The sequence below is a fragment of the Cryobacterium sp. LW097 genome (genome assembly GCF_002205495.2).
Lineage (GTDB): Bacteria > Actinomycetota > Actinomycetes > Actinomycetales > Microbacteriaceae > Cryobacterium > Cryobacterium zongtaii.
This window is the reverse complement of record NZ_CP021992.1, coordinates 2316509-2330502: the sequence shown is the minus strand read 5'-3', so window position 1 is coordinate 2330502 and position 13994 is coordinate 2316509. Positions and strand designations below refer to the sequence as shown.

The 13994-nt window shown below is 62.8% G+C and carries 14 protein-coding genes; 7 read left to right on the top strand and 7 right to left on the bottom strand.

Annotation, left to right across the window (positions count from 1 at the left end):
- Positions 1 to 8: 8 nt before the first annotated feature.
- Positions 9 to 1076 (bottom strand): LLM class flavin-dependent oxidoreductase, encoded by a 1068-nt coding sequence (locus B7495_RS10800; protein ID WP_088456569.1) that lies wholly within the window; start codon positions 1074 to 1076, stop codon positions 9 to 11.
- A gap of 147 nt (positions 1077 to 1223) precedes the next feature.
- On the opposite strand from B7495_RS10800, the gene B7495_RS10795 reads away from it, so the two are divergent.
- On the top strand, positions 1224 to 1763 hold the full coding sequence (locus B7495_RS10795; RefSeq protein WP_240632204.1) for an ABATE domain-containing protein: 540 nt from the start codon (positions 1224 to 1226) through the stop codon (positions 1761 to 1763).
- 166 nt (positions 1764 to 1929) lie between these two features.
- Here the strand turns inward: B7495_RS10795 and B7495_RS10790 are convergent, their stop codons facing one another.
- The 3 genes from B7495_RS10790 to B7495_RS10780 all read right to left on the bottom strand — a co-directional run bounded on the left by B7495_RS10790 (position 1930) and on the right by B7495_RS10780 (position 6643).
- Complete coding sequence (locus B7495_RS10790) at positions 1930 to 4440, bottom strand: excinuclease ABC subunit UvrA (protein WP_088456567.1); 2511 nt, start codon at positions 4438 to 4440, stop codon at positions 1930 to 1932.
- Positions 4441 to 5076: 636 nt separating this feature from the next.
- Positions 5077 to 5640 (bottom strand): Chromate resistance protein ChrB, encoded by a 564-nt coding sequence (locus B7495_RS10785; RefSeq protein WP_088458042.1) that lies wholly within the window; start codon positions 5638 to 5640, stop codon positions 5077 to 5079.
- A gap of 394 nt (positions 5641 to 6034) precedes the next feature.
- On the bottom strand, positions 6035 to 6643 hold the full coding sequence (locus tag B7495_RS10780; RefSeq protein ID WP_198415729.1) for a TetR/AcrR family transcriptional regulator: 609 nt from the start codon (positions 6641 to 6643) through the stop codon (positions 6035 to 6037).
- An 86-nt stretch (positions 6644 to 6729) separates the two neighbouring features.
- On the opposite strand from B7495_RS10780, the gene B7495_RS10775 reads away from it, so the two are divergent.
- The 5 genes from B7495_RS10775 (at position 6730) to B7495_RS10755 (ending at position 11272) form a co-directional block, all read left to right on the top strand.
- Complete coding sequence (locus B7495_RS10775) at positions 6730 to 7656, top strand: aldo/keto reductase (RefSeq protein WP_088458040.1); 927 nt, start codon at positions 6730 to 6732, stop codon at positions 7654 to 7656.
- Between the two features lie 40 nt (positions 7657 to 7696).
- A complete protein-coding gene (locus tag B7495_RS10770) occupies positions 7697 to 8659 on the top strand; it encodes an aldo/keto reductase (protein ID WP_088456566.1) in 963 nt (320 codons plus the stop codon).
- Positions 8660 to 8919: 260 nt separating this feature from the next.
- Positions 8920 to 9579: a hypothetical protein gene (locus tag B7495_RS10765; protein WP_174776214.1), complete on the top strand. Its 660-nt coding sequence runs from the start codon at positions 8920 to 8922 to the stop codon at positions 9577 to 9579.
- Between the two features lie 106 nt (positions 9580 to 9685).
- Entirely contained in the window at positions 9686 to 10540 is an 855-nt protein-coding gene (locus tag B7495_RS10760; protein WP_370028135.1) for a DUF2382 domain-containing protein, read from the top strand.
- Positions 10541 to 10714: 174 nt separating this feature from the next.
- Positions 10715 to 11272 carry a hypothetical protein gene (locus tag B7495_RS10755; protein ID WP_088456564.1) on the top strand — a complete coding sequence of 186 codons (558 nt, stop codon included), beginning with the start codon at positions 10715 to 10717 and terminating at the stop codon, positions 11270 to 11272.
- 89 nt (positions 11273 to 11361) lie between these two features.
- Here B7495_RS10755 and B7495_RS10750 read toward each other — a convergent pair whose 3' ends face one another.
- Both B7495_RS10750 and B7495_RS10745 read right to left on the bottom strand, forming a co-directional pair.
- The gene (locus B7495_RS10750; protein ID WP_240632499.1) at positions 11362 to 11568 is read right to left on the bottom strand and encodes an RNA polymerase sigma factor; all 207 of its coding nucleotides are present in this window, start codon (positions 11566 to 11568) and stop codon (positions 11362 to 11364) included.
- 111 nt (positions 11569 to 11679) lie between these two features.
- Positions 11680 to 12300 (bottom strand): NADPH-dependent F420 reductase, encoded by a 621-nt coding sequence (locus B7495_RS10745; protein WP_088456562.1) that lies wholly within the window; start codon positions 12298 to 12300, stop codon positions 11680 to 11682.
- Positions 12301 to 12389: 89 nt separating this feature from the next.
- Between B7495_RS10745 and B7495_RS19560 the strand changes: the two genes are divergently transcribed.
- The gene (locus B7495_RS19560) at positions 12390 to 12785 is read left to right on the top strand and encodes a helix-turn-helix domain-containing protein (protein ID WP_088456561.1); all 396 of its coding nucleotides are present in this window, start codon (positions 12390 to 12392) and stop codon (positions 12783 to 12785) included.
- Here B7495_RS19560 and B7495_RS10735 read toward each other — a convergent pair.
- Entirely contained in the window at positions 12725 to 13930 is a 1206-nt protein-coding gene (locus B7495_RS10735; protein ID WP_088456560.1) for an epoxide hydrolase family protein, read from the bottom strand. The two genes, B7495_RS19560 and B7495_RS10735, sit on opposite strands and share 61 nt — an antisense overlap.
- Between the last annotated feature and the right edge of the window lie 64 nt (positions 13931 to 13994).

Sequence of the window (13994 nt, the reverse complement as noted above, 5' to 3'; positions counted from 1 at the left end):
CACCGCCCTCAGTGGGTGGGCATGCCGTAGTGGTCGGCGATCAGTTCCACCGTGCGGGACTGGGCACGGCGCGAGTATCCCGAAACCACCAGCATCACCTCGTCGACACCGGTTTGTGCCTGAAGCTCTTCCAGGCCTGCGGCCACCTGGCCGGCGGTTCCATGAAGAGTCCGATCGGTGTATTCCTCAATGATTTGTCGCTCCTGCACGTTGGCCTGGAAGGCCTCCACTTCCTCGGGAGGAAGCAGCGCGAAGGGCTTACGCTGGAACATCCTCAGCATTGCCATGGCGGTGGACGTCGACTGGCGCCGCGCCTCGGCGGGATTCTCATCAGCAATCGCCCCGATGCTGACCAGGCTGTATGGCTCCGCGAGGAACGAAGACGGCCGGAAGTTCTCGCGGTAGATCCGCATGGCATTCAGGATGTCGGCGCTGCCGAACTGCAGTGCGAAGGCATAGGGCCGACCGAGGCGGGCGGCAACGTGCGCGGAGTAGGTCGATGATCCCAGAACCCAGATATCAGCGCTGGTCTCCGATCGTGGGACCCGGTTCTGCTCCGCCTGCCACGGGCCCGGCACGGCGGGCACATCACGATAGGGGTGATCCGGCGGAAAGTCATTGCCCAAGAATCCGAGCAGTTCGTCGATTTGCTCGGGGAATTCGTCGTTCGCCGTGTGGTGACGGCGCAGGGCCGCAGCGGTTGCTCCGTCGGTGCCCGGAGCCCGACCGAGGCCGAGATCGATCCGCCCTGGAGCCAGCGCGTCGAGCATGCCGATTTGTTCGGCGACCACCAGGGGCACGTGGTTGGGCAGCATGATCCCGCCCACGCCGAGCCTGATGCGCTCGGTCTCGCCGGTGAGCCGAGCCACCATCAGCTGCGGGGACGAGATGGCGGCACCGGGCATTGCATGATGTTCGGACATCCAGAACCGTTGGTAACCGCGCCGGTCGGCCAGCTGCGCGAGCGAGATCATCTCGTGGAAGGTTTCCTCTACCGGGTGGCCAACCCCGGTGAATGCATTGTCGAGTATCGACAAAACGAAGGGGGCGGTGCCGGAAGGGCTCGGATTGTTCATATACTACCTAACTTGTCACGGAATAATATTGGTTTTGACGTGACAATTCACTCTAAGGTCTTATCACGGCAAAGTGCAACTGATACCGTGAGTGCTATGACAAAGGTTCCATTGCCCCTCGCTCCGGGCACCGCCGAGCATCCGTGCTTGGCGTTGGTCAACAGCATCGTCACCCTCCCGGGCGGGCAGCGGGTCGATGAGCTCAACAGCCCGGAAAGTGCCACCGCGTGGCTCGTCATGCACGCCCTCGCACCGGCCGATACTGGATTGCTGGCCTATTGCCAACTTCAGCTCACGGATCTGAGAGCGAACCTGCGGAACGCGCTGGAGTCGCGCACCGAAGGTGTCGCGCCGAATGCCGAAACATTGAGCGGCATCAACCGCGCCCTGACCGCAGTGCCCAGCGCGTCGTTGCTGCGATTCGACCCCGACGAAGGGCTGCTCCGGGTTCCGAGCCATCCAACGAGCCAGCTCGTCGCTCACGCCATGGCCCACATCGCCGAGGATGCCGCTGCGTTGTTGACTGGCCCGGATGCGCATCGCATCGCGCAGTGCGCATCCGCACCCTGTGATCGGTTCATGATTCGAACGCACGCAAGGCGGCAGTGGTGCTCGGAACGCTGCGGCGCCAGGCAGCGGGCCAATCGCGCCTACGCCCGGAAACAGGACCAGTCTCCCGCTGTATGACGGAAGAGGGTCAAGCTCGAACGACGGTGAGCGGCGCCGGGAATCGGGGGCTCGCCTCTGGCGAATCGGGTCCGGGACACAGCCTGCGCGTGCGATCGCGGCGAGGTGTTTCGGCCGGGACCACACTCACTGATCGCGAAATGCCGTTCTCAGTGGCTGCACACGCTCATGGCTCGTAACCGCGCATCGACGCCGCGAGGTATCGCCCTGTGACGCTCTCGGAATTCTTCGAGATCTCTTCCGGGCGGCCGGTGGCCACGATGCGGCCACCGGCCGTGCCGCCGCCCGGGCCCATGTCGACCACGTAGTCGGCGTTGGCGATCATGTCGAGGTCGTGCTCGATGATGATCACGGTCGCACCTGTTTTTAGAAGCTGGTCGAGGACGCCAAGGAGCACTCGGGTATCCAGCGGGTGAAGGCCGACCGAAGGTTCGTCAAGGATGAAGAGGGTGCCCGTGTGCTTTCGGCCGAGCTCGGTTGCGAGTTTGAGTCGTTGCGCTTCGCCGCCGGAAAGCGACGGAGTGTCTTCGCCGAGCGTCAGATACCCGAGTCCGAGCGTGACGAGGGTCTGGAGTTTCTTCTTGATACGGGGGCGGTCGGCAAACAATTCGGCAGCGTCCGCGACGGTGGTGGCAAGGATTTCGGGCAGAGTGCGGTCGCCCTGCCGTGTGGCAATTCGGATGTCGTCGGCGTCAGGTCTGTATCGGGTGCCGTTGCAATCGGGGCAGGGGATGTCGATATCGGGAAGGAACTGGACATCGAGCACGACCTGGCCCGTGCCTTCGCATCGCGGGCACTTGAGCGAACCGGTGTTGTACGAGAAGTCGCCCGGCTTAAGACCGTTGTGGCGCGCTGCGGGGGTGTCTGCGAATGCGCGGCGAAGTTCGTCGAGAACGCCGCTGTATGTTGCCACGGTGGAGCGCACATTAGTGCCGATCGGGGTGGCGTCGACGACATCGGCGCTTGCCAGGCCGGCAGCGTCCAGGCTCCGGACGTGCGAAGGTAACGCACCGCCCCCGTGTACCGCGGCGATGGCGGGGACAAGGCTGTCGAGGACGAGAGTGGTCTTGCCCGAGCCGGACATACCGGTCACTGCGGTGAGCCGACCCTTCGGGATGCTGACGTCGAGGGCGTGGACGGTGTGCATGGCGGATGTGACGAGTCGGATCGTCCCGTCTGCGAATACCTCCTTTTCGCCGGCGCGCGTTCTGGTGATGACGTCGGCGCGTCCGGTGAGGTATTCGCCGATCAGGGAAGCGGGATTGGCGCCGATCTGTGGAATGGTTCCCTGCGCGAGCACCGTTCCGCCCGTCGCGCCAGAGCCTGGTCCGATCTCGATCATCCAGTCTGCTTCACGTAGCACCTGGACGTCGTGATCGACGAGGATGACAGAGTTCCCGTCGTCGAGCAGGTCGCGCATCACTCCGATGAGGCCGTCGATGTTCGCCGGATGCAAGCCGATGGACGGTTCGTCGAGGACGTAGAGGACCCCGGTGGTTTCGTTGCGCACGGCCCGAGCCAGTTGCACCCGCTGGCGTTCTCCGGTGGAGAGCGTTGAGCTGGCACGGTCGAGGGTCAGGTATCCCAGGCCCAGTTGCAGCAGACGTCGGCCCATCTCGGCGAACTGGCCGGCAATGAGCGATGCCATCGGCTGCAGATCGGAGTCGACTGTGCTCGGGATCGTCGATACCCAGGAAAGCACCGTGTCGAGGTCCTTTCCGGCCGCTTCAGCGAGGTTGATGCCGTCGACTTCGCTTCCGAGCGCCTGGTCCGACAGCCGAGTGCCGTGGCACGACGGGCACGTGTGTGCCGTGATGAACCGGTTCACGCGACCGAGTCCAGCTTCGCTGGTCGCATTGTCAATCGCCTCGCGGACGGCCTGCCTGGCGCTGCGGTAGGTGAAGTTCAGGTCGAAGAGCTTTCCCGACTTCGAGGGGACCCGGATCTCCCGCTTCACGGCGGGGCCATCCGTGACCATCCATCGTTCTTTCTCAGTCAAGTCCCGGTACGGTACGTCGATGCGCACGCCGAGTTCGGCCGCGACCTGGGGCATCACGGAAAGTCCGAACATGCCCCACGGAGCTACCGCTCCGCCTTCGATAGTTTTCGAAGAATCGGGGACAAGAGTGTCATCATCGATGTCGCGCACTGTGCCTGTGCCGGTGCAGACGGTGCAGGCGCCGTCTGAGTTGAACGCGAGAGTTTCGGCGCCGGGCGGGTAGAACGAGGCACCGCACTCGGGACAGACCAGGTCCTTATTCGCAGCGACGTCGATGGTGGGAGCAAGGCGATGCCCGTTGGGACACAAGTGGGAACCGAGACGCGAGAACATCACCCGCAGCACATTCAGCAACTCCGTCGATGTACCGAATGTCGACCGAACGCCAGGCACTCCCGGCCGCTGCCGGAGCGCCAAGGCGGCGGGTACATGCTGAACGGAGTCCACCGTTGCACGCGTGGCATGCGACATCCGTCGACGCGTGTACGTCGAAAGCGCCTCGACGTAGCGACGCGAGCCCTCCGCATACAAAACACCGAGCGCGAGCGACGACTTCCCCGAACCGGACACACCCGCGATCGCGACGAGACGGCCGATGGGGACATCTACATCGATGTTCTTGAGATTGTGGACTCGAGCACCACGAACTTTGATCGACGTCGGCTGACTGATGGTCATATCTGTCTCTCTTGGAGCCTTCAGTGTGTCACTTGCAACGTTGGGTTCAGGTAACTCGAGCTTGAACCTGCCGCACGGTCGACTCCAGTTCGGTACTGGGCCGAAGAGGCATCATCGCTGCTGGCACGTCGCCGCTGTCGGGTGCGCCGAAGCAGGTATCCGCCACAACAGGTGGTGCATAGTCGCGCTCTGTATGTCTACTTGCCGCGGTGATTCGTCAAGGATTGCATTGGGTAACCCGTTACCTCAACGTAACTAGGTGGGTGTGGTGATCACGGAGCGACCGGAGTGGAATGTACTGCTCGCTTTTTGTCCAGGTGAATCGAGCGCGCTGAAATCAGTTGGATCGTCGGGTACCGTCTCCCGCGACTCCTGTGGATAAGAATCGGCCGCGGACTTTGTCAGCGAAGGCCTCGCATCACGAATATCCGCGTCATGAACGTGGCGGGCATACGAATCTTCCGGTCCCAGAAATAGAGTTGGCGAGCTGGCGCCGTAAGGGACGGCTCACGTGCGCCGGAAACGTACGCCCAGATCGGGCCCTGAGGCAGACGGAGTAGGGCTGCCAACCATGCCTCGCGGACACCCCGAATGCTCGCGAGCCGGGGGCGACGCCGCCGGTGAAGCCCGAATCTCTCAACCCTCAGATGGGTCGACTGGGAGATTTACTTCGAACACCCTCTCGGAGTAGACAGCGAGTTTTTCCGTACTTTGCGCAAGATGCTCCGCAGCCCGTACCGCATCGGGCAAAGCCAGTGCGTCGCGTCGCATGAGATCGCGGTGCCAGCGGCGGAGTCGATCGAGGCTCTGCTCTTCCTCCTCCAACTCGCCGAAGGTGAACTTCTCTTTCGCGAACTCGCGATCGATCTCCGCATCGAACTTGCCGCAATCAGCGATGAACTCGTTCCACTCATCTCTGCGCGCCGCAGCGAAAGCGTCCCGCAGGATTGAAGCGTCAGCTTGGCTTTGGCCGGTGACCTCGAACACTGCAAGGGTTCCCTCGCCCCGCTCCGCAAGTTCGCGAACGGCCGGCACCTGCTCGGTGAAGGCTAGCAAGTTCGGTACCGCCCAAGCACCCGCCGTCGCCGGCACGGCTCCCATCCGTCTGAGTTCCCGCCATATCGCCACACGGTGGCGCGAAGGTTGCGCGGGCACGCGCGGGATGAGAAGGAGCCAGGAAGCGAAGGTAGTGTCAGTCACAAACGCAATGTAACACACGTTACAGGCGTGGTGCTGTGTCTAAAAGGAGAACATCACTGTCGAGATCCCGCTCGGGCCGTGTGGGTGTAGCAGGCATCCGAGGAAAAATTATGGCAAACCGCGCCAGCATTCAGCGGGCTGCCCCCAGCCTCACCACCTGGAGGTCCCATCCGCAGAGTTGCTAACCGCCCACGTGGACGATGGGGCGTTTGCGTGGGTCTGGTTCACTTTCACGCAGGATCTCCCGAACCACCGGTGGGGTGTCGCCTCGACCAAGAAGGAGATAACGGAACATATATATCAGTGGGTTGCCTTCGGACCATTCAAAATATGCGTCTGGCCCGAATATCACGTGTGACTTGAGATAGCGCTCCGATACCGCGCCCAACCTCGGTCACCACGAATCGGGTCCGGTGCGTTCAAGCGCGTGAAAAGCGACATCCAGCAGCTCATGCAGGTCACGAGTCTCGCGACTATCGGCCCAGGCAGACAAGGCAGCGGAGAACGCGCCAAGGCTGGCCTGCACGAGCACCCGTGAACGCAGGGGTGCATCTTCGCCATGGACCCGCTCTGCGATGATGGGCTGCAAGAGCTCAGCCCACGCAAGGTGCTTCTCCGCGTTTCGGGCATGCAGTGACGGCGTGCTGGAGAGCAAGCGGATGGCGACCTTGTCGCCTTGGGTCTGGGGCCGGCTCCGAAGCATCGTCGCGTACGCGGCGTGCAATGACTGCATGACGGGTTCTTCGACCGGGCGTCCCTCGAGGGCATCGCGCACAATCGTGCCGTAGGCGGCAAGCGTGCCCACCACCATGTCTTCCTTTGCGGGGAAGTAGCGGTGCACGCTCCGGACCGAGATGCCTGCCGCAGCGCCGATTTGCTCGACGGTGACGCACTCGAATCCATGCTCGGCGAATAGGTCTATCGCTATGTCGGCCAACCGTTGCCGAACCATGTCGCGGGTCACGGCTCGAAGCCCGCCGGCTGGATTGCTGATTTCAGTCACGAGCTCATTCTACATCTGCCGAATTTGGCAGAGTCTGCCATTCGGGGCCTATGATGACAATTACGGTTTTTGGGAAGGACTACACCATGCAGGAACGCACGCTAGGTCAGCAGGGCCTCACTACGTCCGCCATCGGCTATGGCGCGATGGATACCGCTTTTGGCGACGGCAGCGATTACGACGCCGCGTCGATCGCCGCGATCCGTCGCGCCTTTGAGGGCGGTGTCAGGCATTTCGACACAGCGGAGCTCTACGGGTGGGGCAAGGGCGAGAGACTGCTCGGTGCGGCTCTCGCCCCGATTCGGGAGGAGGTGACGATCGCGACGAAGTTCGGCTTCACGCCCGCGTTCGCTCCGAACTCGCAGCTCGACCATGTGCGCGATGTCGTCGACGGCAGCCTGCGGAGCCTGGGCGTAGAGTCCATCGACGTGCTGTACCAGCACATCCACGACCCGGCAGTGCCCATCGAGGACGTTGTCGGCGTGATGAAGGAGTTCGTCGATGCCGGCAAGGTGAAATACCTCGGCCTGTCCAACACCACTCCGGAGAACGTTCGCAAAGCGCACGCGGTGCATCCAATCAGTGTTGTGCAGTCTTCGTACTCGATCTTCGACCGCGCGTCCGAAGCCTTCTTCCCCGTCCTCGAAGACCTGGGAATCGGCCTCATCGCCTACCGCCCTTTGGCGCGGGGGTTCCTGACTGGCGCCGTGAAGCCACTCGACGGCTACCCGGCTAACGACTTCCGCCGCCACAACCCGTGGTGGGCACCCGGGAACTTCGAGGCGAACCTCGCAATCACCGAGCAACTGGGGTCCCTTGCCGAGAGCAGGGGTGCAACCCTTTCGCAGCTTTCGCTTGCGTGGTTGTTGCACCGGAAGTCCTACATCGTCCCTATCCCTGGCTCCCGAAGCGTAGAGCGGGTAGCCGAAAACGATGCGGCGGCCGACCTCTCCTTGACCGCCGATGACATTGACCTCATCGAGCAGATCGTCCCAGACGGCGCTCACGTCTGACGCCGACCGCCGACCACCGAACACCTTTGAAAGGCATCTCATGCAGAAACGCACTCTTGGCCAGCAAGGCCTCACCACCTCCGCGATCGGCTACGGCTCGATGGGCATCTCCTCGTTTTACGGACCCGGCCAAGCCCACGAGGGCGTCGCCGCGATCCAGAAGGCCTACGAGCTCGGCGTCACCTTCTTCGACACCGCCGAGATGTACGGCTGGGGCGAGAACGAGAAAGTCGTCGGCGGTGCGGTGAAGAGCTTCCGCGACGACGTGGTGATCGCCACGAAGTTCGGCTTCACCCCCGAGTTCAGGCTCGACAGCCGCCCGGAGCACATCCGGGAGGTCGTCGAGAACAGCCTCCGCTACCTCGGCATGGACCACATCGATGTTCTCTACCAGCACCGCCCCGACCCGAACGTGCCCATCGAAGACGTCGCCGGCACGGTCAAGGAACTTATCGAAGCAGGCAAGGTGAAGTACTTCGGTCTCAGCGAGGCCGGCCCCGAGACCATGCGCCGCGCTCACGCCGTACAGCCGGTCTCGGTCCTGCAGACCGAGTACTCCCTCTTTGACCGCGAGATCGAGAAACTGTTCCCGACCCTCGACGAGCTCGGCATCGGATTCGTGCCCTACTCGCCTCTGGGACGCGGATTCCTCACCGGCACGGCCAAGCCCGGAGCCGAGTACGACGAGACCGACATGCGCCATACCGCTGCCCGCTGGCAGGCCGGCAACTTCGAAAAGAACCTCGAGGCGACCCGCCAGTTGGGTGAGTTGGCCTCCTCGAAGGGCGCGACGGTCGCGCAGCTCGCCCTCGCCTGGATCCTCGCCCAGGGCGAGCACATCGTCCCGATCCCCGGTACCCGAAGCGCCGCACGCGTCGAGGAGAACCTCGGAGCCGCCGACCTAACCCTCACCGAGACAGATCTCGACCGCATCACGCAGATCCTCCCCACGGGCGGCTTCGGCTCCCGCTTCCCGGCCGGTATGAGCGCCGAATGGGAGTGATCGCGACCTCGCGACGCAGACTCGGCTCCCACAATCACCCACTTAGATCATGATCAACAAGGAGGAACGAATTCCGGCTGGGTACGTCCCAAGGCCTGCGTGTATCCGTCTCGCGATTTTTGAGAAAACTTCACTTTGGAGCGTGACGATGCGCCGGGTCTGACCGTCTGAGATAGGTAGCCGATGATTCGGCGGATGTGCCGCACCGGCCATCGAGACGCATTCGTTCCACTCGGCAGCCTCGTTCGAAGGAGAACCTCATGACCTCAGCGCAGAACGAACCCCGCCAGGTGCCGCCAGCACAAACATCCGGCGACACCCAGCCGGCCGCTCACGCAGCCACCAGCGGTAACACCATCCGCGAGGATGTTGTGGCGAAGCAGAAGGAACAGTTCGGCGGCATGCGGTTCGGCACCGCTTTCTTCGGCTGGCTCACCGCTACAGGGGCGGCGGTGCTGCTTACCGCGTTGGTCGTCGGCGCCGGCGCTGCCGTCGGGCTTGGCACGCAGGCCGACCCAGAGCAGGCAGCGGGGGCAGCAACCGAGAACGCCGCAACGGTGGGCCTAATCGGGGCAATCGCGCTCGGGGTCGTCGTGTTCGTCGCATACTTCTGCGGCGGCTATGTCGCCGGGCGGATGGCGCGGTTCAGCGGCGCGAAGCAGGGCATCGCCGTCTGGCTTTGGGCATTGATCGTGGCTGTGGTGCTGGCTGTCGTGGGAGCCATAGCAGGCAGTCAGTTCAACGTCCTCGCCAACCTGAACAGCTTCCCGCGCATCCCCATCAACGAGGGCGACCTTGCCCTCGGCAGCATCATCACGGCCATCGCTATCGCCGTCGTCAGCCTCGGCGGCGCCATCCTCGGCGGTCTCGCCGGAATGCGCTACCACCGCAAGGTCGACAAGGCCGGCCTCGGCCGCTAGTCCGCACCACTCAACAGCACCCTTGCATCAACCCTGATCCTCAATTCGATCCACCGCCCCACCACCGCCGGGCAACTGGTCCGGCGTGCGAAGTAGGAAGAGAGAAATGACAATGATCAACACCAACAACATCGATTCCCTTATCGGTGCCAACGTCGTCGACACCGAGGGCCGCAAGGTCGGTACCGTCGGCCAGGTGTACCTGGACTCGTCCACCAACCAGCCCAGCTGGGTCACGGTGAAGACCGGACTGTTCGGAACCAGCGAATCCTTCGCGCCCCTTGAAACTGCCGATTGGACCGGCGACGAGCTCCACATCGGCTTCGCGAAGGATGTCGTAAAGGATGCCCCCCGCATCGACACCGACGGCGCGCTGGAGAGCGCCGACGAAGACGCCCTCTACAGGTACTACGGCCTCAGCGGATCCACCGTCGGCCAGAGCACCGGCAACACCGGAAACTCCGACGACACCCGCACGGATGCCGCTGCCGGTGACCGTCGCACCGAGGGATACGACACCTCCGGGCCCACCACCGACGAAGCGATGACCCGCTCCGAGGAGCAGCTGCGCGTCGGCAAGGAGCAGGTGTCCGCTGGCCGCGCCCGACTGCGCAAGCACGTGGTGACGGAGAACCAGACCGTCACGGTACCGGTGAGCCACGAAGAGGTCACCCTCGAACGTGAACCCATCACCGACGCCAACCGCGGCAACGCCAACTCCGGTCCCGACCTCAGTGACGAGGAGCACGAAGTCCAGCTCACCGAGGAGCACGAAGTCCAGCTCACCGAGGAGCGCGTCGTGGTGGATAAAGAAACCGTTCCGGTGGAGCGGGTCCGCCTGGGCACCGAAACGGTGACCGAAGACCAGCGGGTCTCCGAAGACGTGCGCAAAGAAGAGATCGACTACGACGAGTCAGACATCGAGCGCAAGGGCCGCCGTGCCCGCGACGACACCATTTAGCACCTGAAGAACCGCCAGGCCCGGGAGGCTTCGGTCCCCGGGTCCGGGTGCCGTGGGAGGCGCGACCATGCGGCCCAGTGCTATTCAGTTGGTCATGACGTTTCGCGCGGAAGCCTTCGAAGCCTAAACGGCCAAGAGTTTTCGCGACCTGAAACAACTAAGAGGAGCAGACGTATGTCACAACGCAACACTCTCGTTCGAAGCCTTCATGATGTGGGCCTGGCCGCCTGGTTCGGTGGTTCGCTGATGGGCGCGGTGGGGCTGAACAGCGCTGCCGCTTCCGTCAGTAACCCCCGGGAACGGCTGGCGGTGTCCAGCGTGGGCTGGAAGCACTGGGCGCCGGTGCAGTGGGCGGCCATGGCCGCGCATGGCCTCGGCGGGGTCGGCCTGATCCTGGGCAACACCGAGCGGCTCGCCGCCCAGAAGGAAGGGCGGGTGAACACCGGCGTCAAGCTGGCACTCACGCTGGTCGCCATCGGCACCAGCGTGTATTCCGGCGTGCTGGGAATGAAGATGGGCGCGAACGCAGGCGAAGCGGTCGAGGGCACCACCGAACCCAGCGAGGTCACCTCAGACGAGTTGGCGTCCGCCCAGAACCAGCAACGCATCCTGCAGTGGGTCACTCCGGTCGTCACGCTTATCCTGATCGTGCTCGGCGCCCAGCAGGGCGAACAGCAGCGGCCGGTGCCGTCGGCCAAAGCCAGCTGGTTCCAACGCGCTATCAGGCGCTAACCGTCCCATCCCCGGCCCGGGTCGATTCGACCCGGGCCGGCACCTGTCGGCGGCGAGACCGCTCTCCCCGGGAAGAGCGGTCTCGCGATTTAGCGCCAGGAGGCCAATTCCCGGGCAAGGGTGTGACGCGATCGGGCCAGGAGCCCGCGCACGGTGGACTCCGGAACTACGAGTTCAAGCGCGATGACCGAGTAGGTGCAGCCGGCGAACTCGCGCATGAGCCAGGCACGTTTTTGATTGATGGGAAGGCTGCTCAACGCCAGGGTAAAGGCGTCGTCCTGGAGCAGCAACTCCACGACGTCCAAGGGGCTGCTTTCGCTTGTGGCCGGGATGTCGAACGAGAGCTCCGTTCGATCGTGCGCCAACTTACCGCGAAGTCGGGGTGGCTCGAGTTTGTTAGGGGACAGTCAGCCGCGGGCGATCGCGACCGCTTCGGCGACCGCCGACATGCTGTACACGTTCATGAACAAGGGGCCAGGTGCTTCGCTCAGATCGGCGGTAGTTAGTTCACCCGTGTCAAAGGGACTGAGCCCAGCGTCGACGACTAAGCGCGCCACCGTGTCCTTGGCCTCGTTGTTGTCCCCGGCTATGAATATGACGGAGGGAGTCTGGTTGATGGCAGCGGCGGCCTGATCTACCGACAAATTATGGAGGGCCTTGACCACAAAGGCGTCCGGGAACAAGTCTGCGACCTTCGCCGACGAAGTGTTGGTGCCGAGATCGACCAACCCAGTGCGCTCTGGGTTGAAAGGATTAGTGGTGTCGACGACCACCTTTCCTGATGCTGGACCGACGAGCGCTGCCGCGTGCGCAATCAGCTCGAATGGCGGCGCGAAAACGACCACGTCCGAAAATGCTGCCACCTTCTCTACCTCAAGCACGCACGCCAACGAACCTAGCCGTCCGACAAAATCTTCGAGACGGCCCAAATCGCGCACATAGCTGAACGCGACCTCGTGGCCTCGCTTCACCCACTGCTCGCCGTACAGCTTGCCCACGTTGCCCGCGCCTACAATTCCGATCTTCATTTCCGCTCCCAACCCTGATCACTTCGACTATCGAAGTGAAGCCGAAGCTACCACTTCGAATATCGAAGCGCAAGCGATAGTGTGGCTTTATGTCAACCACCCCTCTTCCAGGAAGACCTGCCAAGGGTTCGCGAACAGGGCGGCCGCTGTTCGCACTGCTCGACCTCATGACGCGGCGATGGAGCATGAGAATTGTTTGGGAATTGCAGGGCCACGCGCTCACGTTTTTGGAACTTCAACGAGAGTGCGACGGGATGTCATCTTCGACGCTGACTCTCCGACTTCGTGAACTCACTGAAGCGAAGCTGGTCGCCCGTCAGCACGACGGTTCATACGAGTTGTCCTCGCTTGGAGCCGCTCTACCTGCGGCGTTCGGGCCGCTTGTTTCCTGGGCGGAGGAGTGGGCTGACGCTACAGCAGCTGATCACTCGGTGACGGAGGGCCGAGAACTTTCGAACTCCGACGCCTCTCCGACCTCCGAATAGACGCCCCGGGCGCCATCGGGAGGTCGCGTCGGGTCCGGTTCGGTTAGGAGCCCTTGGAAGAAGGCCCGGATGTTGGCGCTGACGAGTTCGGGTTCCTCTTTAGCCGTGAAGTGACCACCGTGAGGGAGCACGGCGAAGCTTCGAATGTCGGTGTACGTGCGCTGGGCGAGTTCACGGGGGTATCCGAGGTCTCCTGTCCCGACGGCGATGCCCGTCGGGATGTGAACGGCGCCACGCTTCTCGCGGTGCCGCAGGTGGTAGTAGGAGCGGAATGATGACCCAATGGATTGGGTGAACCAGTACAGCGAAATCGTTCGCAGAAGGTCGTCGCGAGAGAACTTTTCATCAAGAGTGAGTTCGGTCGGGCCGCTTCGTCTGTCGCTCCACGAACGAAACTTTTCGAGAATCCAGGCGGCAAGCCCAGCGGGCGAGTCGTTCAAGGCGGCGGCGACCGTGTCGGGGCGGGTGCTTTGCAGATGCGCATACGCGGTCTCGTCCTCCCATTCGGCGTCGAGCCATGCAATGAAGGCGTCTTCTGCCGCGGAGAGGTCTTTCCGGTCGTCAACCTGGGGCACTGCGGGGTGTGTGACGAAGATACCGAGCACTGAGTCCGGGAAGAGTGACGCCAGGCTATGACTGACGGAGGCGCCAATGTCCTCACCATAGGTGCCGTACCGGGCGTACCCGAGGACATCAGTCATCAGCTTATGTATCGTTCGCGCCGTACTTGTATCGGTGAAAAATCCGGTGGGGGCGTCGGAGAACACGAACCCGGGTAATGAGGGAATGACGAGGTCAAAGTCGGACAAGAGAGTGACGAGCGGGAGCATCTCGGCAAACGAGTACGGCCATCCATGGCTCAGGACAAGAGGTACGGCATGAGGATGGGATGACTTCACGTGAACAAAATGGACTAATTGGGAGTCGATGTCAGCAGTAAATTGCGGGAATGAGTTCAACCAACGTTCCTGAGCACGCCAGTCAAACTCGGCTTCCCAGTAGGTCACGAGATTCTGCAAGTAAGACTTCGGAACTCCAGCAGCCCACTCCGTCCCAGGCGTTGGCTCCGGTAAGCGTGTACGAAGAAGCCGATCCCGCAGATCAACAAGATCCGACTCTGGCACCTTGATGCGAAAACTCTTCATCGCAAAACTCTACCGATGGACTCGTCCCACCAACTCTTGCAGCCCGTCGAAAGTCACTCCCGTC

Bases quoted from the DNA above. Each gene is read 5' to 3' on its own strand.
- B7495_RS10800 (WP_088456569.1), bottom strand. From the start codon at position 1,076: ATGAACAATCCGAGCCCTTCCGGCACCGCCCCCTTCGTTTTGTCGATA.
- B7495_RS10790 (WP_088456567.1), bottom strand. From the start codon at position 4,440: ATGACCATCAGTCAGCCGACGTCGATCAAAGTTCGTGGTGCTCGAGTC.
- B7495_RS10775 (WP_088458040.1), top strand. From the start codon at position 6,730: ATGCAGGAACGCACGCTAGGTCAGCAGGGCCTCACTACGTCCGCCATC.
- B7495_RS10770 (WP_088456566.1), top strand. From the start codon at position 7,697: ATGCAGAAACGCACTCTTGGCCAGCAAGGCCTCACCACCTCCGCGATC.
- B7495_RS10765 (WP_174776214.1), top strand. From the start codon at position 8,920: ATGACCTCAGCGCAGAACGAACCCCGCCAGGTGCCGCCAGCACAAACA.
- B7495_RS10760 (WP_370028135.1), top strand. From the start codon at position 9,686: ATGACAATGATCAACACCAACAACATCGATTCCCTTATCGGTGCCAAC.
- B7495_RS10755 (WP_088456564.1), top strand. From the start codon at position 10,715: ATGTCACAACGCAACACTCTCGTTCGAAGCCTTCATGATGTGGGCCTG.
- B7495_RS10745 (WP_088456562.1), bottom strand. From the start codon at position 12,300: ATGAAGATCGGAATTGTAGGCGCGGGCAACGTGGGCAAGCTGTACGGC.
- B7495_RS19560 (WP_088456561.1), top strand. From the start codon at position 12,390: ATGTCAACCACCCCTCTTCCAGGAAGACCTGCCAAGGGTTCGCGAACA.
- B7495_RS10735 (WP_088456560.1), bottom strand. From the start codon at position 13,930: ATGAAGAGTTTTCGCATCAAGGTGCCAGAGTCGGATCTTGTTGATCTG.